This is a genomic window from Pollutimonas harenae (assembly GCF_004153685.1).
GTDB classification, from domain to species: Bacteria; Pseudomonadota; Gammaproteobacteria; order Burkholderiales; family Burkholderiaceae_B; genus Pusillimonas_C; species Pusillimonas_C harenae.
In genome coordinates this window covers 508038-534146 of record NZ_SDQD01000001.1, presented here as the reverse complement: position 1 = coordinate 534146, position 26109 = coordinate 508038, and the positions used below count along the sequence as shown (strand labels likewise).

25 protein-coding genes are annotated in these 26109 nt (G+C 54.5%); 11 read left to right on the top strand and 14 right to left on the bottom strand.

From position 1 onward, the window contains the following. Window positions 1–23 precede the first annotated feature (23 nt). Window positions 24–1193: an iron-containing alcohol dehydrogenase gene (locus tag ERD84_RS02475; RefSeq protein ID WP_130037933.1), complete on the bottom strand. Its 1170-nt coding sequence runs from the start codon at window positions 1191–1193 to the stop codon at window positions 24–26. A gap of 201 nt (window positions 1194–1394) precedes the next feature. Here ERD84_RS02475 and ERD84_RS02470 point away from each other — a divergent pair, with 201 nt between their 5' ends. Continuing rightward, window positions 1395–1712, top strand: coding sequence for an oxidoreductase (locus tag ERD84_RS02470; RefSeq protein WP_245150599.1), 318 nt, complete (start codon window positions 1395–1397; stop codon window positions 1710–1712). Window positions 1713–1796: 84 nt separating this feature from the next. On the opposite strand, the gene ERD84_RS02465 is transcribed toward ERD84_RS02470, so the two are convergent. Further along, window positions 1797–2735 (bottom strand): LysR family transcriptional regulator, encoded by a 939-nt coding sequence (locus ERD84_RS02465; RefSeq protein ID WP_130037931.1) that lies wholly within the window; start codon window positions 2733–2735, stop codon window positions 1797–1799. 85 nt (window positions 2736–2820) lie between these two features. Here ERD84_RS02465 and ERD84_RS02460 point away from each other — a divergent pair, with 85 nt between their 5' ends. Beyond that, window positions 2821–4041 (top strand): CaiB/BaiF CoA transferase family protein, encoded by a 1221-nt coding sequence (locus ERD84_RS02460; protein WP_130037929.1) that lies wholly within the window; start codon window positions 2821–2823, stop codon window positions 4039–4041. A gap of 47 nt (window positions 4042–4088) precedes the next feature. Then, complete coding sequence (locus tag ERD84_RS02455) at window positions 4089–5057, top strand: Bug family tripartite tricarboxylate transporter substrate binding protein (RefSeq protein ID WP_130037927.1); 969 nt, start codon at window positions 4089–4091, stop codon at window positions 5055–5057. Window positions 5058–5123: 66 nt separating this feature from the next. Here the strand turns inward: ERD84_RS02455 and ERD84_RS02450 are convergent, their stop codons facing one another. Then, the gene (locus ERD84_RS02450) at window positions 5124–5837 is read right to left on the bottom strand and encodes a GntR family transcriptional regulator (RefSeq protein WP_245150598.1); all 714 of its coding nucleotides are present in this window, start codon (window positions 5835–5837) and stop codon (window positions 5124–5126) included. Between the two features lie 134 nt (window positions 5838–5971). Here ERD84_RS02450 and ERD84_RS02445 point away from each other — a divergent pair, with 134 nt between their 5' ends. The 5 genes from ERD84_RS02445 to ERD84_RS02425 all read left to right on the top strand — a co-directional run bounded on the left by ERD84_RS02445 (window position 5972) and on the right by ERD84_RS02425 (window position 11419). Beyond that, window positions 5972–7711, top strand: coding sequence for an acetolactate synthase catalytic subunit (locus ERD84_RS02445; protein WP_130037925.1), 1740 nt, complete (start codon window positions 5972–5974; stop codon window positions 7709–7711). Beyond that, on the top strand, window positions 7708–8460 hold the full coding sequence (locus ERD84_RS02440; RefSeq protein ID WP_130037923.1) for a 3-oxoacyl-ACP reductase: 753 nt from the start codon (window positions 7708–7710) through the stop codon (window positions 8458–8460). The genes ERD84_RS02445 and ERD84_RS02440 overlap by 4 nt, the downstream gene beginning before the upstream one ends. Window positions 8461–8501: 41 nt before the next feature. Continuing rightward, window positions 8502–9461 (top strand): Bug family tripartite tricarboxylate transporter substrate binding protein, encoded by a 960-nt coding sequence (locus ERD84_RS02435; RefSeq protein WP_130037921.1) that lies wholly within the window; start codon window positions 8502–8504, stop codon window positions 9459–9461. A gap of 13 nt (window positions 9462–9474) precedes the next feature. After that, window positions 9475–10239, top strand: coding sequence for an HpcH/HpaI aldolase family protein (locus ERD84_RS02430; RefSeq protein ID WP_130037919.1), 765 nt, complete (start codon window positions 9475–9477; stop codon window positions 10237–10239). A 97-nt stretch (window positions 10240–10336) separates the two neighbouring features. Further along, window positions 10337–11419 (top strand): NADH:flavin oxidoreductase/NADH oxidase, encoded by a 1083-nt coding sequence (locus tag ERD84_RS02425; RefSeq protein ID WP_130037917.1) that lies wholly within the window; start codon window positions 10337–10339, stop codon window positions 11417–11419. A 632-nt stretch (window positions 11420–12051) separates the two neighbouring features. Here the strand turns inward: ERD84_RS02425 and ERD84_RS02420 are convergent. The 6 genes from ERD84_RS02420 to ERD84_RS02395 all read right to left on the bottom strand — a co-directional run bounded on the left by ERD84_RS02420 (window position 12052) and on the right by ERD84_RS02395 (window position 18153). Continuing rightward, window positions 12052–13521 (bottom strand): ArnT family glycosyltransferase, encoded by a 1470-nt coding sequence (locus ERD84_RS02420; RefSeq protein WP_130037915.1) that lies wholly within the window; start codon window positions 13519–13521, stop codon window positions 12052–12054. Further along, window positions 13505–14554, bottom strand: a complete 1050-nt coding sequence (locus ERD84_RS02415; RefSeq protein WP_130037913.1) for a glycosyltransferase family 2 protein — start codon at window positions 14552–14554, stop codon at window positions 13505–13507. The genes ERD84_RS02420 and ERD84_RS02415 overlap by 17 nt, the downstream gene beginning before the upstream one ends. Next, window positions 14523–14990, bottom strand: coding sequence for a GtrA family protein (locus ERD84_RS02410; protein WP_167667223.1), 468 nt, complete (start codon window positions 14988–14990; stop codon window positions 14523–14525). Before ERD84_RS02410 ends, ERD84_RS02415 begins: the two co-directional genes overlap by 32 nt. A gap of 145 nt (window positions 14991–15135) precedes the next feature. Continuing rightward, window positions 15136–16398, bottom strand: a complete 1263-nt coding sequence (locus tag ERD84_RS02405; RefSeq protein ID WP_130037909.1) for a sensor histidine kinase — start codon at window positions 16396–16398, stop codon at window positions 15136–15138. Further along, window positions 16395–17105 carry a response regulator transcription factor gene (locus tag ERD84_RS02400; protein WP_130037907.1) on the bottom strand — a complete coding sequence of 237 codons (711 nt, stop codon included), beginning with the start codon at window positions 17103–17105 and terminating at the stop codon, window positions 16395–16397. The genes ERD84_RS02405 and ERD84_RS02400 overlap by 4 nt, the downstream gene beginning before the upstream one ends. A 58-nt stretch (window positions 17106–17163) precedes the next feature. After that, window positions 17164–18153: a glycosyltransferase gene (locus ERD84_RS02395; RefSeq protein ID WP_130037905.1), complete on the bottom strand. Its 990-nt coding sequence runs from the start codon at window positions 18151–18153 to the stop codon at window positions 17164–17166. A gap of 245 nt (window positions 18154–18398) precedes the next feature. Between ERD84_RS02395 and ERD84_RS02390 the strand changes: the two genes are divergently transcribed. Further along, the gene (locus ERD84_RS02390; protein WP_130037903.1) at window positions 18399–18986 is read left to right on the top strand and encodes a cysteine dioxygenase family protein; all 588 of its coding nucleotides are present in this window, start codon (window positions 18399–18401) and stop codon (window positions 18984–18986) included. Window positions 18987–19009: 23 nt separating this feature from the next. Further along, window positions 19010–20584, top strand: a complete 1575-nt coding sequence (locus ERD84_RS02385) for a rhodanese-like domain-containing protein (protein ID WP_130037901.1) — start codon at window positions 19010–19012, stop codon at window positions 20582–20584. On the opposite strand, the gene ERD84_RS02380 is transcribed toward ERD84_RS02385, so the two are convergent. From ERD84_RS02380 to ERD84_RS02360, 5 genes are read right to left on the bottom strand one after another with little or no spacing between them, the layout of a single operon-like run. Continuing rightward, window positions 20553–21536, bottom strand: coding sequence for a mechanosensitive ion channel family protein (locus tag ERD84_RS02380; RefSeq protein WP_130037899.1), 984 nt, complete (start codon window positions 21534–21536; stop codon window positions 20553–20555). The two genes, ERD84_RS02385 and ERD84_RS02380, sit on opposite strands and share 32 nt — an antisense overlap. Window positions 21537–21581: 45 nt before the next feature. Further along, window positions 21582–22349, bottom strand: coding sequence for a phosphonate ABC transporter, permease protein PhnE (phnE, locus tag ERD84_RS02375; protein ID WP_130037897.1), 768 nt, complete (start codon window positions 22347–22349; stop codon window positions 21582–21584). Next, window positions 22346–23182, bottom strand: coding sequence for a phosphonate ABC transporter, permease protein PhnE (gene phnE, locus ERD84_RS02370; protein ID WP_130037895.1), 837 nt, complete (start codon window positions 23180–23182; stop codon window positions 22346–22348). The genes phnE (ERD84_RS02375) and phnE (ERD84_RS02370) overlap by 4 nt, the downstream gene beginning before the upstream one ends. Then, entirely contained in the window at window positions 23173–23991 is an 819-nt protein-coding gene (locus ERD84_RS02365) for a phosphonate ABC transporter ATP-binding protein (RefSeq protein ID WP_130037893.1), read from the bottom strand. The genes phnE (ERD84_RS02370) and ERD84_RS02365 overlap by 10 nt, the downstream gene beginning before the upstream one ends. Further along, window positions 23988–24854 (bottom strand): putative selenate ABC transporter substrate-binding protein, encoded by an 867-nt coding sequence (locus ERD84_RS02360; RefSeq protein WP_130037891.1) that lies wholly within the window; start codon window positions 24852–24854, stop codon window positions 23988–23990. Before ERD84_RS02360 ends, ERD84_RS02365 begins: the two co-directional genes overlap by 4 nt. A 182-nt stretch (window positions 24855–25036) precedes the next feature. On the opposite strand from ERD84_RS02360, the gene ERD84_RS02355 reads away from it, so the two are divergent. Further along, the gene (locus ERD84_RS02355) at window positions 25037–26086 is read left to right on the top strand and encodes an NAD(P)-dependent alcohol dehydrogenase (RefSeq protein ID WP_130037889.1); all 1050 of its coding nucleotides are present in this window, start codon (window positions 25037–25039) and stop codon (window positions 26084–26086) included. Window positions 26087–26109: the final 23 nt, after the last annotated feature.

Sequence of the window (26109 nt, the reverse complement as noted above, 5' to 3'; positions counted from 1 at the left end):
TGGCGTTGCCTGGTAAGTGCGGATTAGATTTCACCGGTCATGGCTTGCATCAACAACTGACGCATGTCGGCGCGCGTAGGCATGCGCGGGTTGACCGGTACGTTGCCAGAGCGCATCGCTTCATCGATGATTTCATCAAAGCGATCTTCGCTGACGTTGAAGTCTGCCAAGGTTTTTGTCAGGCCGATATCCTGTTTCAGTTGATGTACGGCAAGCACCGAACGCTCGGCAGCTTCCCGCACGCTTAAGTTACTGATGCGCTCGCCAAATAACTCGGCAACCTTGGCATAATAGGCCAAATTGCCAGGCAGGTTGAATTTCATAACAGGCGTCAGCATGATGCTGTTGACCAGACCGTGAGGGATATGAAAGAGGTTGCCTAAGGGTAGCGCGAATGCGTGTGCGAGGCCTAGTCGGATACGGTTGAACGACATGCCAGCCAGAGTGCTGGCGATCAGCATATTGCCGCGAGCTTCAATGTTGTCGCCTTGCAGTACGGCCAGGCGCAAGTTGTTGGCGATTAGGGCTATCGATTTCTCGGCCACGCTTTCGGAAAAGACGTGAGCTGCCTTGTTGACGTAGGATTCGATGGCATGGGTCAGGGCATCCATGCCGGTAGCCGCAGTGATTGCGGCAGGCAGTGTGGTCGTTAGCTCAGGATCCAGCAGGGCAATGCGGGGGCAGTTAAGATAGCTGCCTATATTGGCCTTGACGTTGTTCTCGGTATCGGACAGCACCGACCACACAGTCACTTCGCTGCCTGTGCCGGCCGTGGTGGGGATAGCAATAACGGGCGCACCCTGTACTTTGATCTTGTCTATGCCAAAGTAGTCGCGGATGGTGCCCTCGTTGGTCAGCATGATGGCGATGGCCTTGGCCGTATCCAGGGCGCTGCCGCCACCGACACCGATCACTCCGTCCACGCGGGCTGCGCGTGCAACCCGCACACCTTCGTCGACCGAGCGCACTTCGGGATCGCTTTCGATGTCTGAAAAAATGGTGAAGGGAATGTTCGCCGCTTTCAGAACATTTGCCACACGGTCCACCAGGCCGGCCTTGATGATGCCTGGGTCGCAGACCAACAGGGCTGACTCGATGCCCAAGCATTGCGTCAAAGCAGGTAGCGTGGAGAGCACGCCGGCCCCATATCGGATTTCGGTGGGATTGTAAAAATCGAAACTACTCTGGCCCATGCTCTGTGTTCCGTCCGTCGCTGATAATACAAGTAAAGGAAGTAGTCTGCTACAGAAGCGGGCGAAAGCCTATTTATATTAGCGAAATGCCGACTTTCATTATGGCAAAACCTGGGTGTTTCCCCTAGATCAAAGTAGAGCTGTGGCCTGCCGCGCGAGTCCCTTATACTCAATCACTCAGCTAACTCCTTGTGGCCTGTTATGAGCTCCAAACTTTTCTCTCCGTATTCATGCCGTGGCATTGTCCTGAAAAACCGTGTTGGTGTATCGCCTATGTGCCAGTATTCGGCGGACGATGGTTTGCCCAATACATGGCATATTGTTCATTTGGGCAGTCGCGCTGTCGGCGGTGCGGGACTGGTGATGGTCGAGGCCGCCTCTGTGGCACCTGACGCGCGTATTTCCGACAAAGACATTGGTATCTGGAATTCGGCCCAACTTGATCAGTTTCGCCAGATTACAGAGTTTGTGAAGAGCCAGGGTGCCGTCCCTGCAATTCAGCTGGCCCATACAGTATGACAGGGCCGTGAATCCGAACGCGCTGACTTGATGGCAGAGGTCGATGGTGACGAGCGGAAGCATCATGAGTAAGATCCTTGGCCATTAAGGGATCTGTTTCATTATGGCGTCGAGCTTATGTATTTCTTCAAGTACGATTTTGAATACTGCTTTCGATGCATTAGAAAGTGGGTGTCTACGAGTCGTATCGACAAAGGTGGCCTGCCGGATGGGGAGGTCCTTGATTGTCGCCATGGCCAGCGTGCCCGTTAACACTTCACCTGAAACAGCGTGATAGGGTAATAAGCTGTACACAGCGCAATTGAGTACGGCCTCTCGTATCAGTGTGCCGCTGGACGCCTCAAGCACCACGTTGAGCTTCAAACCACGTCGGCTGCACACTTCGTCGAGGTAGGATCTCATTCCGTTTGGCCGTGCCGGTAATACCAGTGGAAGGTGCGTGATTGTTGCCAGCCTTACCGACCGTCCGGCAAGTTCGGGGGTGCCAGCCTTCCCCACCAGATAGAGCTGTGCGCTGAAAACGGCGTCACGCAACGCGCGTTGTGTAGGCCGATATCTGTTGAACATGCCAATGTCTACACGGCCCTCCGCCAGCATGTTTTCTACGTCTCCACTGTACGCTTCGATCGCTTTTAACCGGATATCCGGGTAAGCGCGTAACACGCGCTGTAACACCATACTCATGAGCGGGCGCGATAATCCTGGAAGCACTCCGATCGTCACACTACCTGCTGGTTGACTACGTTGTGCGATGGCGTCGTCCACCAATTGACCTGCGGTTTGCAGCATTAGCTGGGCGCGCGGCAATATTGTGTGTCCGATTTCTGTTAGCGACACGCCTCGTCCGGTGCGGTGAAAAAGCCGACAGCCTAACAGCGATTCCAGTTGTGACACCTGCCGGCTAAGCGCAGATTGGGCCATGCCAAGTGCGCTGGCTGCGCTACTAAGACTACCGTGCTCGGAAGCAACTACAAAGCACCGAACATTTTTTAAGTCTAGAAGTTGCTTATCGAAATCTAGCATGACTGATATCCAGGATATGCGGGTTCTCGCACTCAGAGTCACTACTTATACTCGATAAAACGATTATTCCGCTGAAGTGGTGCTGATGACAAAGACTCATGATCCCTCTACCTTTCCAGGGCCTTTAAACGGCCTGCGTGTGCTTGATTTGTCTACCGTTTACGCGGGACCGTTTGCAGCCACCATGTTAGGCGACCTCGGTGCTGATGTATTGAAGGTGGAACTGCCTGGTACCGGTGACTCACTACGCAGTCTGCCACCTTATAAGGAGGAAATACCGCTGTGGTGGAAGGTTACCAATCGCAATAAGCGAGGTATTACGATTGATCTACATCGTAAGGAGGGGCTCCAGTTACTTGCACGTTTGTTGCCTCATTATGATGTGTTGGTTGAAAATTTTCGACCTGGAAAGCTCGATAGTTGGGGGATTACCAAATCTTGGATGCATGACATCCAGCCTAAGCTGACAATCTTGCGTGTTACGGGTTTTGGCCAGACGGGTCCTTATAGTCATCGCCCTGGTTTTGCGCGGGTATTTGAAGCCATGACGGGTTTTACAAATATTTGTGGAGAAGCGGACGGGCCGCCTTTGCATCTGGGGTTTCCGATTGCTGATGCTGTAGCAGGTTTGTTCGGTGCGCTCGGAGTGTTGGCCGCCCTGTATCAACGTCATGCGGGTGGCTCGTTGAAGGGCGAGGAGATCGATTGTTCATTGATGGAATCCATGTTTCGCATCATGGAGTTTTTGCCGATTGAATACGATCAGCTGGGGATCGTGCGACAGCGCTCGGGTAGTTTTAGTCAATACGCCGCTCCTGGCAATATCTACATGACACGGGATGGTAAGTGGGCCTCGATTGCCGCATCAACCCAAAGCATTTTCGAGCGTCTTTGCCGTGCATTAGATCGTGCAGATATGATCATCGACGAACGGTTTTTGAATAACCCCTTGCGGGTTGCAAATCGCCAGGATCTAGATGCTCTCGTCCGGGATGAAATTGCTAAATATTCGGTAGATGAGCTCAGCGTCATGCTGGACGATAACGAGGTTGGCTTCAGTCCGATCTACAACATTGCAGACATTTTTAACGATCCACATTTCGCTGCTCGCCAAGCACTCGTAGAGGTGTTGGATGACGAATTGGGAAAGGTGCGTATGCAAAACGTTGCGCCAGTATTTAACAACTCACCTGGTGCAGTACGAAGCGCAGGCCCATCCATTGGGCAACACAACGATGAGGTCCTGGAAGAGCTGGGGCTGAGTCATAAAGAAATCGCGGCGCTGAAGGAGGCCGGTGTTATTTGATTACAGACTCTCGTCTTGCGAACGAGAAAACATAAGGAGACAAGGTAATGAAAAAACTTAACAAGTGGGTATGGGCAGGTATTCTTGCCGTTGCCTCGGCATCTCAGGCGTGGGCGGCTTACCCAGAGAAGCCTGTAACCATGATTATTGGATATCCCCCCGGCCAAGCGACTGATATTGTGGGCCGGTTAGTGGCGGAGAAACTCGGACAGAGACTGGGCCAACCGTTTGTCGTGGAAAACAAGCCTGGTCAAGGGGCCAGCTTGGCCTTGGCTCAGCTGACCAAGGAAAAACCTGACGGCTATACCATGGTGCTTTCTGCAACGGCAGCCTACGTTACCAATCCTCATCTGTATAAATCGGTTGGCTACGATACGCTGAGCGACTTCAAGCCTATTGGTACTCTCATCGATTTTCCACTGGTGATGGTTGCTCGTGCCGACGCGCCATTCGATGACTTTGAGGGCTTCTTAAAGTATGCCAAAGAGCATCCAGGAAAACTGAATCATACTTCTTCGGGTAACGGTACTTTATCGCACCTGGGCATGGAGCTACTACAACGCGAAACAGGTACTGAGCTGATTCATATACCCTACAAGGGTAGCGCCCGTGCTATGACAGACATTGCTGCTGGTAACGTAGACGTTGGAATAGAAACCGTTACGGTGACAAAGCCTTTCATTGAGTCAGGCCGCCTCAAGCTGCTTGGCGTCACAGTCTCTGATCGGCTGAAGCTTTACCCTAATACTCCCACTCTGGATGAGCTGGGTGTTAAGGGTTTTAATGTCGCGGCATGGCTTGGCATGGTGTTCCCCGCGGGCACACCCGATGAGTGCATCAAGGTGATCAATGATGCGCTTCAAGCCATCCTGAAGGATCCAGAGGTTGCGGCGCAGCTTGAGTCTGTAGGGGCATTGCCGCGGCCGTCCACTACGAAAGAATTCGCACAGCTTCTAAAGCGCGAATATGCCACCTGGGGCGAAATCGTGAAGCAATCGGGGGCAAAGGTAGACTAGTCGGAAGCCGCGAGCCACAAATCCGTTCAGGTAAAGCCCGTTGGCCAATCCTTGGGAAGCGAGCCGTTATGTCATCTCTTCCGGCAGGCGTTGCATGAGTGCTAAACCATATTGATTGACGTCATCCATAATGGCTGCAACCACTCCTTCGGTATGGCGGTTTTTCAAGGCTGCTATCACAAGCAGATGTGGATGGTCGCCTTGGCTGTGTGCGAACGGCGGCCGATACAGGTAAGTGAGAGATGGGCCCGTCTGGGCCCACAGGCCCTCAATAATGGCAATGAGATCCGGCATCTGCGAGGCGGCATAAAGTGTCGAGTGGAACTCGAAGTTATGCAGTAGCGTACCTTCTCTTTCTTCGTTCAGCTTGCATTGCATCATTCTGTTGTGGATGGCCGCCAGTTCGTCGATATCCGCATCCGTGATGTTTTTTACCGCGTATTCCGCTGCCATGACTTCCAGCTTCAAGCGGATTGCCCTCAGGTCTTGAAGCCGCTTCTTGTCGAAAATGGGCACGGTGATGGATTTTCCACGTTCCATGTTCAATGCTCGCTCTGACACCAGTTGCAACAGGGCTTCTCGTACTGGAGTCTGGCTGACACCGAGCTCTTCGCTGATAATGCGCAGGAGCATAACGTCACCAGGCTTATAGCCACCCGTCATCAATGCGTTTTTCAGGCGCCTGTAGATGAGCGTCGTAATATTTTCGCGAGTAAAAGGCGTGGAGCGGGTGGTCACGGAAATATCTCCAGACAGTTCTGATGCAGCAGCCTGGTGCACAGTTTGTGCGCCAGGCTTTTTGTTGTTTATGGGTAAAAACCCTAGTGGAGCAAGAAGTTGTACTTATCTTATTATAGGCCTCTTTATATTTTATAAAATATAAAATAGTAATTGGCCCACTATAGGACACATCAGTGCAAACAACGCTTACCCCCTTGACCGCAAATGGACTTGTGCAATCGAATACGGTGGCTCACGCGATCGTGCGAGCGCTTAAACGACATGGCATTACCACTACATTTGGACAGAGTCTGCCCAGCATGTTGCATCTTGCCGCCGAGGAAGGCGGATTGAAACAGATTGCGTACAGAACTGAGAATGCCGGTGGCTATATGGCCGACGCGTACGCACGCATGACCAACACCCCTGCCATCGTGACCGCACAGAACGGGCCAGCCGCTGCCTTGCTGGTTGCGCCGCTCGCCGAAGCCTTGAAGGTTTCCATTCCCGTTATTGCGCTGGTCCAGGATGTGGCACGGAATCAGACTGACAAAAATGCTTTCCAGGATCTGGATCATATCGGTCTTTTCCAGCCAGTAACCAAGTGGGTTCGCCGCATTACCGATGCCTCTCGCGTAGACGATTACATCGACCAGGCTTTCGCAGTTGCGTGCTCCGGCAGGCCCGGCCCGGTTGTGTTGATGCTACCGGCCGACCTGTTGCTGGAGCCGGCGGCAAGCAGCTCCCGCAGCCATGCGCTTGGGCGCTTTCCGCTCGATCGAACGGTTGCTTCTCCCGAGTCCGTGATTCGTGCTGCGGCATTATTGGCCAAGGCACAAAAACCTTTAATTATTGCTGGCGGTGGTGTACATATCTCAGGCGCTTATCAGGCTTTGACTGCCTTGCAAGAAGAAGTTCATCTACCCATTGCAACCACGGTCATGGGGAAGGGAGCAGTTAGCGAGCAGCATGCTCTGTCAGCAGGCGTAGTTGGCTATTTCATGGGGCCAAACAGCGCGACCCGTTATCAACGGCCGTTGGTAGAGGAGGCCGATGTAATTCTCTTGGTAGGCACGCGAACCAATCAGAACGCAACGGATTCATGGCAGCTTTACCCCAAGGGTGCCACCTATATTCACTTGGATGTAGATGGGCACGAAGCGGGGCGCAATTATGAATCGGAACGCTTGATTGGCGATGCCAGCCTGACGCTGGATGCTTTGCGGCTTGCGCTCAAAGAACAAGACCTTACATTGCGTACATCCCAGCGTAAGCAAACAGAGGCTGTCATTGCAGCGGGCAAGGAAAAGGCGCTGGCGGAATCGCTAGCTGTTCGTACATCGGATGCGCAGCCTATCCGGCCGGAGCGGATCATGCATGAACTGCAAGCTGTCCTTACCGAGGACTCCGTGGTGGTGGCGGACGCCAGTTATTCGTCAATATGGGTGGCCAACGGCCTGACGGCACTCAAAGCCGGCCAGCGCTTCATCACGCCTCGTGGTCTCGCCGGTTTGGGCTGGGGCTTTCCGATGGCAATGGGTGCAAAAGAGGCGCGTCCCAAATCCGAGGTGTATTGCTTGGTGGGAGATGGTGGTTTCGGCCATGTGTGGGCAGAGCTTGAAACCGCTGCGCGCATGAATATCAAGGTCACGCTTATCCTCATTAATAACGGTATCCTGGGCTATCAGAAGCATGCGGAAAATGTAAAGTTTGGTGCGCACACATCGGCGGTGCATTTTTCCCCAGTCGATCATGCAGCCATTGCGCGCAACTGTGGCTGCAATGGTGTACGCGTGACGAACCCGGCAGACTTAGCGAACGCGCTGGAGCAGGCGCGGCAGGGTGACAAAACCACGCTGATTGAAGTGATATGTGATGAAAATGCGTTCCCGCCCATCACTTTCTATACACCAGACGCAAAGGTTTCAGCATGAGTACTCGGCGTGTGGCATTGGTGACGGGGGCAGGGAAGGGTATTGGCTTGGCAGCGACGCTGGCCCTGCTGAAAGCCGAGCGTTCAGTCGCAATGGTAGATCGTAATGTGGTCGATGTGGCCGCCCTGATCCCCCAGGAGTATCAACCATTCGTTCGACTTCACACGTTTGACGTAACCGACACTGTCGCCACTATAGCGTGCCTGGAGCAAGTACGTGCAGAGCTTGGTGAGGTATCAATACTCGTCAATAACGCGGGCATTTCTCCCAAGAAAAATGGGAAATCCAGTGGTCTGCTGGAAGTATCAGACACAGAATGGGATGACGTCATGAGCGTCAATGTTAAGGCCATCGTCAGGTTGTGCCAGCTATGCGTGCCAGCCATGAAAGCACAACGGTTCGGGCGCATCGTAAACATATCATCTCTGGCGGGGCGGTCCAAATCGATTGTCGCGGGCATCAGTTATATGGCGTCCAAGTCGGCAGTCCTGGGTTTGTCCAGGGCGATCGCCTCTGAAATGGGGCCATATGGCATTACCACCAACTGCGTGGCACCCGGGCGCATTCTTACCGAGATGGCCATGCAGGCCGGCCCCGAAGTGAATGAGCAATATGCGCAGGCAATCCCTGTGCGGCGGCTGGGTACGCCTGAAGAGGTGGGTGACGCAATCACCTTTCTTTGCCAGGACAGTTCCGGATTTATCAATGGCGCCGTTATCGACATAAACGGCGGTTTTTACATGCCATAGCAGGCATGGCAAATGACTCTACAACGCTAAGGAAAAACAAGATGAGACAACGTTTATATAAGCTAGGTGCAATGCTGGGACTGGCATTAGGACTATCAGGAATGAGCATGGCGGCTTCGTTTCCAGACGGTCCCGTCAATCTGGTGGTGAATTACGGGGCGGGCGGCAACACCGATGTAGCGTCCCGTCAGCTGGCCAGTGGCATGGAAGAATTTCTGAAACAGTCCATCGTGGTCGTCAACAAGCCTGGAGCGATGGGAACAATGGGCCCCACGTATCTGACACGCCAAAAGAATGACGGCTATACATTCGGTGTCGTTACATACAGCACTGTAGCCATCGCGCCTCACCTTATGAGCGTTCCGTATACGATCGACGATTTTGAGTTTGTGGCAGGCTTTGGCCGGTTCCGGTACGGCGTTGCTGTTCGCGCCGATTCGCCATATAAGAATATCCAGGACCTGGTTGACGGTGCCAAGAAGGGAGACGGCCTTTTCTTTGGCGCTCCGTCCGCACCCAATAATCTGGCCATATTTGAACTGGCCAAGGTATCGGGTGGAAAGTTCGAACAAATCTTGTATAAATCGGGTGCCGAAACCGTGATTGGGCTGCTGAGCGGTCAAGTCGATGTCATTGTCCAGAATCCCTCCGATATTCTTCCGCATATCGCGGCTGGAAAAATACGCATGCTGGCGTCGGCAAGCCCTATCCGATGGCCCGAGCAACCCGATGTTCCCACGATCAAGGAACAGGGCTTTCCGGTCGAAATCGATTCATGGTTGGGACTTGCCGTACCCAAAGGCACGTCGCCTGATCACGTCAAGGTACTGGAGTCGGCTACGCTGGCCGCCATGAACGAGCCTAAGGTTCAAGAGAACTTCAAGGCCATTGGCGTTGATCCAGCTGGTTTGACGGGAGCTGAATACAAGCAGGCGTTGGCTGATGGTTACGAGATTATGGGCAAAGCAATCAAGGACGCAAACTTACCCAGAGTGAACTGAGTCCGGCAAAAAAATGAGATACAACACCATAAAGGCATTACTCCGAGCCAATAAAACGGTAGTTAATGCCTGGGCATCGATCCCCTCTTCGTTCTGCGCTGAAGTTATCGCGAATTGCGGGTTCGATGCGGTAACCGTCGACCTGCAGCATGGCATGATTGATTACGCGCAGATGCTGTCGATGTTCCAGGCTATTTCTACCACGAACACCATACCGCTTGGGCGGCCGAGCGGATCAAATGCGGTAGAAATCATGCGTATACTGGATGCGGGAGCGTACGGGGTCATTTGTCCTCAAGTCGATACCGCAGATATTGCTCGTTCGGTTGTTGCTGCATGCCGGTATCCACCGCTCGGCGCTCGGTCCTACGGACCGCCGAGGGGCTTGTTATACGGGGGTGCTGACTATTTCGCTCACGCTAATGATGAAATACTTATCTTCATCATGATTGAGTCAAAGCAAGCGGTTGAAAATCTAGACGAAATACTGGATGTTCCTGGGGTTGATGGTGTATTCATTGGCCCTAACGATTTGAGCCTGAGTTATGGTGGCGGAGTTGGTTGCAATCCGCAAGGGGAAGTTTCGGACATCATCGACATGATCCGAACGAAGACGGCAGCGCGAGGTCTTGCAACAGGAATCTACTGTGCTGACGGGGTAATGTGCCAGATGCGTATCCATCAAGGATTCCAGTTGGTGAATCCGGGTAATGATGCAGGGGTACTGAAAAGCGCCTTCGAAGTTCAGCTAAGTACGATACAGAACTGTGTGCAATAAGTAATTAAGCCAAGTGCTTTAGCTCAATGCCTAGAAGTATCCGCGCCGCGCGAGTCCCTTATACTCAATCACTCAGCTAACTTCTTGATGGCCTGTTATGAGCTCCAAGCTTTTCTCTCCGTATTCATGCCGTGGCATTGTCCTGAAAAACCGTGTTGGTGTATCGCCTATGTGCCAGTATTCGGCGGACGATGGTTTGCCCAATACATGGCATGTTGTTCATTTGGGCAGTCGCGCTGTCGGCGGTGCGGGGCTGGTGATGGTCGAGGCCGCCTCTGTGGCACCCGACGCGCGCATTTCCGACAAAGACATTGGTATCTGGAATTCGGCTCAACTTGATCAGTTTCGCCAGATTACAGAGTTTGTGAAGAGCCAGGGTGCCGTCCCTGCAATTCAGCTGGCCCATGCAGGCCGCAAAGGTTCGACTCAAGTGCCCTGGCAAGGACGAAAGGCTGTGACGGTGAGCGAAGGTGGGTGGTCCACCATGGGGCCAAGCAATACACCCTTCAATGACGAATATACGGTGCCACGTGAAATGTCGATGCAAGACATACAGCGGGTGATCAATGAGTTTACCGATGCGGCTCAGCGCAGTCTGGCAGCAGGCTTCGAAGTGCTGGAGCTGCATATGGGGCATGGTTATCTGCTGCACCAGTTCCTGTCGCCGCTTTCCAATACCCGCAGCGATGAATACGGGGGCGGATTTGAACAGCGCATAGCCTTCCCATTGCAGTTGGCCAAGGCCGTGCGTAAGGTCTGGCCCGATCATCTGCCTTTGTTTGTGCGTATATCGGCTACAGACTGGCTGGATGGCGGTTGGAGTGTGGAAGAGTCTGTCACTTTTGCCCGCCAGTTGGCGTCGGCCGGCGTTGACCTGGTCGATTGTTCCAGCGGCTCTGTGGTACCAGATTCACGTGGTCCTGTGGCACCTGGCTTTCAGGTTCCCTTGTCCGCCGCTGTGCGTCAGGGGGCCAATATTGCAACAGGCGCCGTGGGCCTGATCACGGAGCCGCAGCAGGCAGAAGATATTCTTGCGGCGGGCCAGGCCGATTTGATCTTTTTGGCGCGCGCCTTGTTGCGTGACCCTTATTGGCCACTGCGTGCCCAGCAGCAGCTGGATGGTGTTTCCAGCTGGCCCATACAGTATGACAGGGCCGTGAATCCGAACGCGCTGACTTGATGGCATAGGTCGATACGGGTTAGTGGAGGATTGAAGCCATCACCGATGTCGTCGATCCTCCTGTCTATGCCTTGAGCGTTCGGTCCGACTGTGCTGTCTGTGGGCACGCTGTCTGCTTTGAGCCGAGCTGTGGTGTTTGCGTGCCTCGTGGTAACGCCTGCGTTCGAATCGTTTGCGTGAGTCGATTCGACGGCGTTGTTCTTGGGCGTGTTGACGTCGCTGTATTTGCCGATGGCGGGCGTGTGCACGCCAGTCCGACCGACTGGAGTAGCGATCATGATCGTAGCGGCCATAATCATAATAACCATAGTGCCCGACGCTGTAACCACCGCGCGAATGATAGTAATGGGAATCATATGCACAGGCTGAAACAGTAAAGGCCAGCCCGACCACCATGATTCCGCGCAGCCACCTTGAGCGATTCTTTCCGCCGGACGAGGCGGATTCTTTGAAGAGGGTAAAGGACATGTTTTCTCCCAGGCTGCCTACGCAGACGGTCTAGTCACGTCCCTATCCTAATTCGGAATGCAGTGGTCTTGATGGCGGTCGAAACCGCCAGAAACAGTTCAGTCAAATAGCAGGGCTGTTATGAAATCCAGTGAAATAAAGTTGCAAGCAGATAGCACAAGATCTCACGAACCAGCCGGGATCCTCACAAGTGCGTAGCGCTTGTTGGTGAAGGCCACACTAGGTGCTTTCTTAAGCATTCTTGCAACAGTATCTTGTTGATCCTTTGGAATCGCCAGATAGAATGGCGCCTTGCTTTTAATGGCTTGGGCCAGTTCGCTTGCTTGTATTGCCCTGGCGTGTCCGCCCGAGTAGAACTGTGCCGAGAAAGGCGGGGTCGAAAGGTAGAGCAAGGGTATGGATTCATTGTGTTGCATGGCGTAGCGCACGAGGCTGCGTTCAGTGTTGCGCAGGTCGGGATTGATCCAGGCAACTGCACTTAGTATCAGAATGACTGCAGGTACAAGGCCCGTCGCCGGCCATAGCCTTTGTCTTGGAAAATTGAAGCGTTCTTCCAGTTGTTGGGCAAAGCCTGCGGCCAGCACACTGAATCCGGCCAGTGAAGGTAGAAGATAAGTCCAAAGTATGTTGGCCGAGAAAGTGAAAAATAGCGGCGCAAACAGGGCGCTGGCTAACCAATAGCTGAACCAGGGGTCTTGGCGCACAGCTTGCATGGCTGAACGCAAACGTGTACTGCGCAACGCGCCAAGCATGGCAATAAGGGTCAAAATACCCCATGGAAACGATGCCTGGAGCCAGTAATACCAAATCATTCCATATGCCTGCTTGTGGGCCGTACCATACAAGTCGCCTGTCCAGCCAGGATCAAGGAATCGACGAAAGTGCTCGCCCACAATGAAATAGTCCAGAAAGCCTGGTGTCTTGATTTCGGCCAATATGTACCAGGGTAGGCTTAGTACAGTCATCAGCAACAGACCTTTGAGCCATGGTAATGATGTTGCCAATAAAACGCTCTTGCGGTTCATTGCATACCAGATTGATATAGGTGCGACGGTCAACACTACCGCTAATGGTCCTTTGGCCAGCAGGCCAATCGCCAGGCCGATGAAGAGTCCGTAAGACCACCCGCCATGCCGGGGTTTACCCTCTGCTTTTATCTGGTTCTGGGTGCGGACGGATACTGCAAAGGAAACCAATGACAGTGTGGTGCCCAACGCCAGGAAGGGATCGGTGAGCACTGCCCCTGAGCTGATATAGACCAAGGTGCAGGTGCTGTAGATGATGGCCGTCCAAAGCCCGATGCGTGGGCCACGCAAGAGGCCGATGCCCCTCAGCAGAATGGCATTGCTGAGCAGCAGGCATATCCATGATGGAAATCTTCCAGCAAATTCGGTATAGCCGAATGCCTTCATGGACAGAGCTTGCGCCCAGAATGAAAGAGGCGGTTTACCCCAAAAGGGGATGCCAGGACTGAACCAGGGTGTTATCCAGTCGCCCGATTGCGCCATGATGCGGGCTATCTCCGCATAGCGGGGTTCACTGGTGTCATAAAAAGGAATGACGCTGATGGAAATCAGTGGCAAAAGCAGCACGGTTGCCAGAATGATCCAGGGGGTCTTATCTGAACGGTGCATATGTTTCTTTTTTTATAGACGAGAAATTTTTGTATGCCGTCATGTTGTCGACAGATTTTCCCCGCTTCAGTACGTCGCGCACCAGGTACACAGGGCGCTGTTTCGCTTCATAATAAGTTTTGCCCAGATACTCGCCCAGCAAGCCTATGGATAGGAGCTGGACGCCGCCGAGAATCGTAATCATCGAGATCAGCGAGGGATAGCCTTGCACCGGATCTCCCAGGAGCAGCGCCTTCGTCACTATCCACAAGGTGAATAGCACGCCGAGTAGGGCGGTCAATAGGCCGCTGCCCATGACAAACCTGAGTGGTGCCGTCGAAAAAGAGGTGATGCCCTGGAAGGCAAGATTGAGCAGACCTAGATAATCCCATTTGGTGATGCCCGCCGCGCGAGGCATGCGATCGTATTCAATGACGGTAGTGGGTAGACCTATCCAGGCAAACAGCCCCTTCATATAGCGGTTGCGCTCATTCAGCTGCTGCAGGGCATAGACCGCCTTGCGACTGAGCAGCCGGAAGTCGCCTGTGTCGGCCGGAATCTCTACGTCGCTGATTGTATTCAACAAGCGATAGAAGTGGTGTGCGCTGGCTCGCTTGAGCCAGGTTTCGCCGGCTCTGGAACGGCGGCGCATGCACACGACATCGGCTCCGTTTCGCCAGGCGTCCAGCATCTGTGGAATCAGCTCCGGAGGGTCTTGCAGGTCGGCGTCAATGATAACGACTGCGGCGCCGGCGGCATGCTCGATGCCGGCAGTCAGGGCAGCCTCCTTGCCGAAGTTTCTACTCAGGAATACTGCGGTGATGTTTGGATCTTGCCTGGCCAGGTGGCTTATTGCATTAGGTGTACCGTCGCGGCTGCCGTCGTCGACCAGAACCAGTTCGTAAGTGATGGCAAGCTCAGTTAGCACAGTCGTCAAGCGCTGGTACATCAGAGTGATGACCTCGTGCTCGTTATATAAGGGCACCACAACCGAAAGCTCAATGTGGCTATCCTGAGGAATGTCAGGATGCCAGTTTTCGACTAGTGCGTTCATGAAACACCATCCTTTGGTAAAGAGTGAAATTCATTGCGGCAACAGTGGCGGTAGTACATAGCTGTGCCAGGCCCAGCCCTATGTGGGCAAAGTGGATCAGGCTATGGAGCAAGCCTGCGTTGATGCACCAACCCAATATCACCGTCAGGACATAGGCAGGGATGGCTGCGCCATGTGTGCCGTTGCCCTTGAATGGTCCGTAGAACTGGAGCAGGTAGTTGAGGAAGGAGCCGGCCAGTGCGCCGGCGGTGGTGGCTATTACGGGCTGGAAGCCCATCCAGACCAGCAGGCCCATCACTGACCAGTGCAGGCAGGTAGCCAGTCCACCGGCCATCAGGAACTGGGTAAGTTGCGTTATAAGCGGCTTGGAGCCCGTTTGATGGGCTGGGCGTGGTGCTTGCTGCGTTGTCTGCTTCGGAGGAAGTGAGAATTTCAATGCTGGGACTCGATGAGACATGCAATGACGCTAGCGTACGAGTTCAGGCAACAAGAATTCGTCAAACAATTATCAAGATTCCATCAAGAACGCGTGATACTCAATTTTTTTCGAAAGAGGTGGCCGTATATCAGGCGCGGACTAACTATGTGCCGGGGCTCAGGCGAATTCTTGTGCCATGGCTGTCGGTCTGTGCAATATTGAGTGACCAGTGCAGCCTTTCGGCCATGAGCGTGACAATATATAGACCTAAGCCGCTGATGGTGGATCCATCTGAAGCCATTTTTTGTTCGCCTCGCAAAATAGCTTGCTGATGGGATGACAAGCCAGGGCCCCGGTCTTCAATGTCAATGGCAGTTCCAGTGATGGTCACACAAATATCATTCTTGGTATGCTGGACTGCGTTTTGTATAAGGTTGCGTAGCAACATGCGTACCATGACGGGATCGGCGGTGACCGTCAGTGCTGATTGTTCATTCAGCAGTACACGGCCATCTGTCTGGTGGCTGGCCTTCAGGTCCTGTATGACCTGTTCAGCCACAGGGCCTACATTGAATATTTGCTGAACCTGATTGCCATGTTCGCGGCGCGCCAGTTGCAGCAAGACCGTGACGTTGTCCCGCATTTCGTCGCATGCCTTGCGTAAGCGCGCCAGCGTTGCCTGGTCGTTGGCACTGAGCTGATTGCGGGCTTCCAGAATATCCAGAGCACCCGACATCACGGCGATCGGCGTGCGCAGCTCGTGGCTGGCCAGGTTCAACAGGGATTGCTCCCGTCGTACGTAAGACTCCAGCTCATTCAGGAAACGATTGAAAGTCATGGCGATCGAGTGCAATTCGGCATCCACGTAGTCGGTGGCCATGCGAGGCATGCTTGATCCTACGGGAGTCCGGTTGATCCTGTCTGAAAGCAGTTGCAGCGGCCTGACGATGCGCCGGCTGCTCAGGGCCGCCAGCAACAGGCTGAATGCAATAATGACCAAGGCCATGACGGTCAGGGCGATCTCAAACAAGGCCTCGCGATCTTCAAAATGAGTGATGTTCTTGGCAACATAAAGTACACCCGTGTCAACGGTATCCACCGCGACAAGATAGGTTTTGCCTGCGAGTTCGATTTCGGCCGAGTGCTTAGTAGGTAGTCCACGAAAAATCTGCGGCATGACGGCAGGGCGAGGCTTGCCTGAAGGCACAAAAACGACGGACAGATTTGGAGTATCCCATACGAGCACATCGCTGCCGGTGTAGTTGGCAATAATGAAGTCGCGCTCTTGTGCGAATTCCACGTCCAGCATGGTGTGCTCAAGGTCTTCGTTGACCAGCAGCACGGTCACGACCATGGCTGCCATGCTGACCAGGCTGACAGCCAGTATGGCGCGATAGACTCTGCGGGAGATGGACTTGAGCTTCATTGGGTTTCTTGCTTGGGTGTCAGCAGCCTGTATCCTCGTCCATGTATGGTTTTAATCATCGGGTACTTGAACGTATCCTGCAATAGCTTACGCAGCGAGTATACGTGTGTACGCAGAGTATTCATGTCGACTTCCCGTTCTCCCCAAACGGTATCCTGAATTTGAGAGTAGGACAGAAAATCGGGATAAGACTTGATAAGTTCTTCGAATATTCGCGCTGCCGTACCCGATAGCTCCAGCTGGTTGCCGTCATCGGTACGCACCAGAAATGTTCCCGGATCAAAATGGATGCCAGGTATGCTGATTCCTGGTGTTCGTGCAAAGCCAGACTTGCGCCGGTAGAGTGCGTCGACTCTTAATTGAAGTTCGCGCAAATTGAACGGTTTAACCAGATAATCATCTGCGCCAACAGTGAAGCCTTCTTCCTTGTCGCGCAGTTGATCCTTTGAGGTCATGATAATGACAGGGGTGGAACATTGAAGGTCGTTGCGAATGCGACGGCATATCTCGAATCCCGAAACTCCCGGTAGCATGACATCCAGGATGATGATGTCGTATTCATTGGTAGCTACAAGATGCAGTGCCATCAAGCCATCTGACGCAAAATCAAGTATGTAACGGTCGTCGTCGAAAAATTCCAGCAGATTCGCGGCTAATCCGGCGTGATCTTCCACGATCAGCATGCGTACGGCGTGCATCAAGGGCATATTGTTATCTTCGAATAGAGATTGGGGTGAACCAGCGCTTCAATGCAGAAGCTTACACCTAAGCATGCTGCATGGTTGTTGCCGCATGGGCGCGTTCAAGCCTGCAAATGTCGTATTGGGGGTGCCTGGCTTGACGGAAGCATCTGAGTACATGCTTGCAGGCTCCTCCCGAAAAGAACAGTAATCCGCCCCAAAAGAATAAGGCTGGTGCAGCGGAATTGAAGAACCCTCCGCCTGTAATGGCAGCCATGACGAAACAAGCATAAAGCAGGCTGGTTAGCATCATGATCAGGCCGCACAGCATGCCGCCGCGCAGTAGTGTTTCGATAATGGTGTGGCAGTCGGCCTTGCCTGAAAAATCGGGAATATGCCGTCTTGGGCTCCACGAATGCGTGCCGGCAGCGCGCGGCGATCTTTGATATTCGAGGACGGTTTCGCGAAACCCGGCCCATGCAAACATCGATGCCATATGCCTCCTTCTTTGAGCCACTAGACCCAATGCCGTTGCAGCTTCCTGGCTGAACAGCATGAAATCAATACTGTCTGCAGGCATGCCCAGATCAAAAATGGCGTTCAAAATATGATCAAGGCACAAGCCGGCATAGTGCCTGAATGGCGTTTCCCCGATGAGGCGCTGGCGTTTCATGCGGACGACGTCGGTGCCATGGTGCCATGCATTCAGCATTCTTGGAATGGCTTCCGGCGGATCCTGCATGTCGCCATCCATGATTACAACAGCACGGCCGCCAGCCTGGGCCAAGCCGGCAGCCAAGGCAGATTCTTTGCCAAAATGGCGAGCCAGGAATACGACCGTAACCGACGGGTCGTTCGTGGAAAGCGTTGCCAGCGCATGTGCTGTGCCGTCATGACTTCCGTCATCTACAAACAGTAATTCGTAGCGTATGCGCAGGGGCGTGATCACGGTCTTGAGCTTTTCATACATAAGCCCAAGTACTTCATGTTCGTTGAATAATGGAATGACCACAGACAGCTCCAGCTGATCATTTCGATAAAATTCCGGGTACTGGGTTTGGTTTCTTTTGTTCATATGCTGTGCGGGCTCGCCTGCGATCAGACGGAAGCCCTATGTGCTTGATGGGTGTGCTGAAATTCGTATTGGCTAAACAGGACACTAGGACATGCATGAACAAAAAATCGTCAAAAAAATATCAATAAAACATCAAAAAACAGCACTCGATAATTAAAAAGCGTACAACCTGAGTTGTCGTGCCCGCCGCATAGCGACCATAATGTGTTTAGTCACGTACCCAATAGCAGATAAGGATTGCCCCGATGGCCATACCCGCCCAAACTCAAGCAGCCACGCATGCTGCCCTGGAAAACATAAGGAAACTTGCGTCGACCGACTGTAATGACCGTGCTCAGATGGCTAAGGTGCTGGAAGAGCTGATTGCACTCGCCGCCGATAAATCCCTATGGAATGCTGAGGCCTTTCCTCCTCCAGCCGACGGCGAGCTCCAGGCACGCTACATGATTCAGGAAGACCCGGATCATAGCTATGCGCTGTATCTCAATGTCATGCTGCCGGGCAAGAAAATCGTTCCTCATAACCACACCACATGGGCCTGTATTGCGGCCGTTGAGGGTGTGGAAAACAACTTTGTCTATCGCAGAACGGATGATGCCAGTCAGCCTGGCAAGGCAGACCTGGTTCAGGAAGGCACTGTCGTTGTGGCGCCGGGCACGGGCATTGCCTTGTTGGCTGATGACATTCATGCCGTGCAGATAGAAGGCGAGAAGCCGATACGCCATCTTCATTTATACGGACGTGCACTTGAAACATTGACGGAACGTACGGCCTACAACCTTGAGCAGGGTACCTGCGAAACCATGAAGATTGGCGTGCAGACACGTCGTTGACCAGCAATATGGATACTGTGCACATGACGAATCGGACTATAGAGCCGCATGAGGTCCAGGACTGGCTGTACGACGGGCGGGAACTGGCTTTCCTGGATGTGCGTGAACATGGCTTGTATGGGGAAGGCCACCCGCTATTTGCCACGCCGCTACCGTACTCACGTCTGGAACTCGACATCACGCGGCTGGTACCGCGCCGGTCAGTGCGGGTAGTGTTGTTTGATGATGACGAATCCATTGCCGGCAAGGCGGCGCAGCGTTTGGCCGCCATCGGTTATGGCAACGTGCACATTGTTCGAGGTGGTTCACGTGGCTGGAAGGACGCAGGCTATGTCTTGTTTGCCGGGGTGAATGTACCTTCCAAGACTTTTGGCGAGCTGGTTGAACATACCTGCCGTACGCCGCGTATCTCGGCGGCTGAGCTGTCGCGCATGATGGAAGACGGTCACTCGTTGCTTGTACTGGATGGGCGCCCGTTCAACGAATACCGAAAAATGAATATCCCCCAGGCCGTATGCTGCCCCAATGGCGAGCTGGCTTATCGTATTCACGAACTGGTACCTGATGAAAAAACTACCGTTGTCATCAATTGTGCAGGCCGTACCCGCAGCATTATTGGTGCCCAGACGCTCATCAATCTGGGTATACCCAACCCAGTCTTTGCATTGGAAAACGGTACGCAAGGATGGTATCTGGAAGGGCTCGATCTCGAGCACGGTAGCAAGCGCAAGTACAGCGAGGTGATGGCCAATGAGGACGCTCGGGCTCGCTCGGAATGGCTGGCGCAACAACTGGACGTGCCTTACGTGGATGCTGTCACGGTCCTGGACTGGCTGGTACAGGGGGAATGCTCCGTTTTCCTGTGCGATGTACGTACGGAAGAAGAGTTCAACACAGCTACGCTGCCGGGCGCGCAGCATACCCCAGGTGGTCAGCTGATTCAGGCCACGGACCAATATGTGGGTGTTCGGGGTGCGCATATCGTGTTGTTCGATGACGATGGTGTGCGTGCACCTGTCGTGGCAGGCTGGCTGCGTCAGATGGGTCATGATGCCTATGTGCTGAAACAAACCCTGACGCAGGCGTCGGGTTTTAACTGGCCCGAAGCGATGGTGCCCGCATTGCCGTTACTTCCTCTTATGCCGGCCAAGAGTGTGCATGATCGCATTGAAAAAGGCCAATGCATCGTGGTCGACGTGCGTGCAAGCGCCTCATATCGTGCAGGCCATGTTCCCGGTGCTGTGTGGGCCATTCGTCCCCGTATCGCAGAGCAGTTGCAAGGTCGCAAGCCGCCCTTTATTTTGGTGGCTGACGATCCTGGCGTGGCCGCATTGGCAGCATTAGAGTTGCCGGCAGAGGCATATTTGCTGGAAGGGGGGATGGATGCATGGGAGGCCGCCGGTTATCCCCTTATGGCAACTTCCAATGTGCCGCCTGATGCCGAACGCATCGACTATTTGTTTTTCGTCCATGACCGGCATGATGGCAACCGAGAGGCGGCACGCCAGTATCTGGCCTGGGAGACCGGCCTGCTGGCCCAGCTTGAGCCGCGCGAGCATGACATGTTCAAGCCGGTGGTGGTACCTGTTCGCCCCTGACCACTTTGTCTTGTCCCAACACCAGCTTCACTTGGGTGCCCCTGCGTGATACCTCGTGCTTGCGCAAAGTTTCGTCGATGGCAGTCAGCACGGCGTCCCGGCATTCCATGTCGAAGGCAAAATTGGATACCCAATACCTGATGGTGTAGGTAATGCCTTCGGGGCTATAGAGGGTGGCCCGTACGATGGATTTTTGTGTTTCTACCATGCCGGGGTTGTCCTGGGCGCGCTTGGCGGCTTCCTTCAGCAGTGTCCTGGCTTGCGTAACGGGCACGTCGTGTCCCAGTACGATCTGTATTGTTGCCTGATAGTATTTGCGAGGCGCACTGTAGTTGGTCAGCATCTGGCGTGAGATCTGGCTGTTCGGCAGAATCATATAGGTGTCGTCTGCCGTCAGTATGCGAGTAGTGCGCCAGCCGATCTCGATGACCCGACCTGTTGTGACCGTATCGAAGGCGACCCAGTCTCCGATGCGAAAAGGAGCCTCCAGGCCCAATGCTATGCCTGAGAGTACATCGGCCAGTACATTGCGAATGGCGAAGCCCAGTATGGCGATGATCAGGCCGGAGCTGGCCAGCACGCCACCCGAAGACTTGCCAATCAGCACGCTGACGGCCAGCATGGTGGCAATGGTGAAAAGCGTGACCGAGACCAGTTCGCTCAGTAACTTGGGCGCCTTGCGCCGGCCTCCACCGGTGCGCTGGCGCAGAGTGAAGGCGCGGAAGGAGCGGGCCATCAGCCAGCTGAACGAGTAGAAAATGGTGATGGCTGCAACATTATGCAGCGTGGAGACTGGGACACTAGGCAGCAGCGTACGCATTTGCCCATGAAATACATAGAACAGTACCGAGACGACGCAGCTTATCAGCGGCCACAATGAAAACGACAGCCGCTGTCCCAGAGTGGGTGCGGGAGTTTCTTGCTGGCGTTTTTTCTTTGGCGGGATGTTCATGGACGATTTTGTTGCTTACCTGGTGGCATTATTGTGCCAGCAAATTTAATTTACCCATTTCATACGCAACCAGGCACTGAGTGCATCGACCATCACCACCAGCACCACCATTGCCAGAATCACGCTGGATGCGCGCGCCTGCTGAAACAGGCTGAGTGTAAAGTAAAGCATCTGACCCAGGCCGCCGGCGCCTACAAACCCCAGGACTGCAGCCATGCGGATGTTGTTTTCCCATCTATACAAGGTGTAGCTGAGCCACTGTGTCAGCACACCAGGCAGGGTGCCGTAGCAAAAGGCGGCTATCGGTCCCGCCCCAGCATGGCGCAAGGCCAGCGCCGGGCCAGGGGGCGTATTTTCCAGAGCTTCTGCGAACAGGCGGCCCAACACACCCGTGGTATGTAATGCCAGTGCCAGGGTACCGGCAAAAGGTCCCAGGCCTGCCGCCAATACCATCAGCGCGGCCCAGACCAATTCAGGTACTGAACGCAAGGCGTTGAGCAGTAGGCGCGATAGTGCCTTGGCCCATGCTCCGAAACGCCCTGATGCAAGCAGGCTCAACCCAGCGCCCGCCAGGGCGGCAAGCAGCGTGCCAATGGCTGAAATCGCCAGAGTTTCCAATGCGCCCTCAAAAATCTTATACATCCAGTCTGCCGAGGTGTCTGGAGGAAAGAAGGAGCTTGCATAGCTGTACATGTGCTGCCGGCTATCGGGACTCAGCAGACCGAACAAGTCCAGTTGCAGCCAACTGAAAGAGGCGATCAGCGCTACCGCGATGAGTGCCAGCCAGAACACTGCTTCAATAGATCGTTTCAAGCCAGCCTCCGCCGCAACAGATTGCTGAGCTGATCGGCGGCCAACACCAAGAGCAGGAAAGTCAGCAAGATAGTGACCACTTCTCCGCCCGCAAACATGCGTATGGAAAGGTCTATCATTTGCCCGAGTCCGCCCGCACCGACAAAACCCATGATTACTGAGGCACGTATGGCGCATTCCCAACGGTATAAGGTATATGAGGTCAGTTCTTGTATGGCTGCGGGCAAGATGCCGTAGCAGAAGGCGGCCACTGGAGAGCTACCGGCCTGCATGAGTGCCCGGGCCGGGCGCTGATCGACGGATTCGTAGATTTCAGCATAGACCTTGCCGAGCATGCCACTATAGGTAATGGCAATCGCGAGCACGCCTGCGGTGGGCCCTAGCCCCACTGCACGCACAAACAGTAGCGCCCAGACAATTTCAGGAATACTGCGCAACAGGATCATGAGCAATCGCGCCGGATAGCGCAGCAGGCTGCCCGATAGATTGGGTGTTCCGTTAAGCAGGGCGGATACTGATAGCGCCCGGCTGGACAATAAACTCAGCGGAACCGCCAGCAGCCAGGCCAGGGCCAGTCCGGCTGTGGCCATGGCCAGGGTTTCGAGTGTGGCCTTGAGCAGCATTGCAAGAAATGCCTGCGACAGATCGGGAGGCCAGAAACCGGCAAGAAACCGGGTGAAGACATCCAGATTGCGTGGGTCGAATAAATTCGCTGGCGTGAACTCGGTCAGGGTCAGGCCGGGCCACAATAACAGCAGGGCCAGTATGGTGAGCAACAGGCGCGGTAAGGCGGCCGGGTCATGAGGATGGCCACCGGCATGGTTCAACTGCATCGGTATGGCTTCTCTTTGGTCTGCGCTGCCGGCTCGGCGGGTGCCGGAGCATCGAGATGCTCGGCCAGACTGTCATTGGCATACAGCTGCGTCAGGTGAGACGGGCTGACTTTGTCGGCCGGGAGATCGAACAGCACGCGCCCGTGGCGCAAGCCGACAAGCCGGGGGAAATGTCGTAACGCCAGGTCGACAGCATGCAGGCTGGCGACCAACGTCAGCTCGCGCTGGGCCGCGACCTGACGCAACAGACCCAGGGTGTGTTCGGCAAGCACGGGATCCATGGCTGAAACAGGCTCATCGGCCAGCAGCAGGTCAGCTTGTTGATACAGCACCCGGGCAATACCAACGCGCTGCAACTGGCCGCCAGACAGTTGGTCGCAGCGGGCAAACAACTTGTTCGCAAGGTCCAGAGGTTCCAGCGCAGCGCTGGCTCCCGGCACGTCCAGTGGGTAGCACAGTGAGACTAATGCACGAGGTAATGACCATTGTCCCAGGCGACCTGCCAGCACGGCAGTCACTACCCGTTGGCGCGATGGCAGTGGCGGGTTTTGGTGAATCAGGCCGATGCGGGCACGCAGCCGGCGTAGTGCGCGGCGACGCAGCACACTGGCCTCTTGATTGAGAATCTGCAATTGTCCGCTACTGGGCATCAGGCCGGTGCCCAGCAGGCGGAGCAAACTGGTCTTGCCTGCACCGGACGGCCCGATAATGGCTACCTGCTCGCCCTTGTTGATGCGAAGATCAATGTTTTGGAGCGCTTGATAGCCATTGGCGTGAGTCAGTGTCACGCCGTCAAGCCGCACGCTCACTTCAGCAGGCCTGCAGACCGGGCGGCTTCTTCAATGCCGCGGTAGTTCTCGGGGCTGGTTTCGACGAAACGCGAAGCGCGTTGAAGATCGAGAATTTCCTTGTGCTCTGGGTTGGCTGGATCCAGGTCGAGAAAGGCTTGTTTGATGGCTTCTACCAGCTTGGGCTCCAGGTCGCCGCGCACCGTCCAGTTGTAGTCAAAATAAGTCGGCGTGGTGTTATAGACGCGTACTTTGTCGGTATTGACTTTGCCTTCTTCAACCAGCTTGTTCCATACCGAGGTGTTCAGTACACCGGCATCCACCCGGCCAGCTTCAACCCAGGCCACCGTGGCGTCGTGGGCACCGGAAAAACCGATACGGCTGAAATATGTCTCCGGGTCAATGTTGTCCTTCAGCAAAAAATAGCGCGGCATCAGGTGCCCTGAGGTCGAGGATACAGAGCCGAAAGCAAAGCTTTTGCCCTTCAGGTCCTGATTTGTTTTGATGTTGGGGTCGGCCGTAATGAAGGTGCTGGTGAACACCTTGTCTTGCTCGCGCTGTACCAGGGGAATGGCATTGCCGGTACGCTGCTGTGCCTGCACAAAAGTGAAACCACCCAGCCAGGCCAGGTCTATGTGGCCTGCACCCAATGCTTCAACCACGCCGGCGTAGTCAGCGACCGGCTGGAAGGTCACGTTCATATTCAGTTTTTGCTGCAAATATTTGCCTAAAGGTTCAAATTTGCGCTGTAGTTCAGTGGGTGCCTCGTCTGGTATGGCCGAGACGCGTAAAGTCTGGGGCGCAGCGTTGACAGACGAGATGCTGCCGGCGATAGCCAGGCACAAGCCGGCCAGAGCGGCCAGCGGACGTTTGAAGGTCGACATGTTTTTCTCCGGTTCAATAGCGGAAGACTCCCGCCCGGGGGTCGAAGCCGGACGGTGCATGGGTGCTAGTGTACCGAATCCGGCGCTGTGTATACTGAATTCATTACTTGAGCAGAACCCCGTTGGGTCGGTGGCGTATGCCCCACGACCCCGGCGTCTTCCCTGATACAGGAGCCAATACCATGACCATCAAAGCATACGGCGCCCAGGCTGGCGACCAACCACTTGAAGCTATGGATATCACCCGGCGTTCGCCCGGCGAGCACGACGTGCAGATCGACATCGCCTACTGCGGGGTATGCCATTCTGACCTCCATCAGGTACGTTCCGAATGGGCAGGCACCTTATATCCGTGCGTGCCGGGGCATGAAATCGTTGGCCGGGTGTCTGCTGTGGGGGCGCATGTGTCAACCCTCCGGGTTGGCGATCTGGTCGGTGTTGGTTGCATAGTCGATAGCTGTCAGCATTGTGCCGAGTGTGATGAAGGGCTGGAGAACTATTGTGATCACATGGTGGGTACCTACAATGGCCCAACAGAAGATGCTCCCGGCCACACACTGGGTGGCTATTCCCAGCAGATCGTCGTGCATGAGCGTTACGTGCTGCATATTCGCCATCCTGAGTCGCAGTTGGCCGCCGTGGCGCCGCTGCTATGTGCCGGCATCACCACTTATTCACCGTTGCGCCACTGGAAGGTGGGACCAGGCCACAAGGTGGGTGTAGTGGGCATCGGTGGCTTGGGTCACATGGGCATCAAGCTGGCGCATGCCATGGGCGCGCATGTGGTGGCGTTCACCACGTCCGAGTCAAAGCGCACCGCGGCCAAGGCCTTGGGGGCCGACGAGGTGGTGGTGTCCGGCAACGCCGAAGACATGCATGCGCACGCCGACAGCTTTGATTTCATTCTGAATACTGTAGCTGCGCCACATGATCTGGACGCCTACTTCGTACTGCTCAAGCGCGATGGCACCATGGCGCTGGTTGGGGCACCGGCTACGCCGCACCCCTCACCACAAGTGTTCAACCTGATCATGAAGCGACGCAGCCTGGCCGGTTCGCTGATAGGCGGCATTCCCGAAACACAAGAGATGCTGGATTTTTGTGCCGAACATGGCATCGTGGCGGATATTGAGATGATACCGGCTGATCAGATAAATCAGGCCTATGAGCGTATGCTCAAAGGTGATGTGAAGTATCGATTCGTGATTGATAATGCTACGTTGAAATCCTGATATCACTGGTCACGAGGTCACGT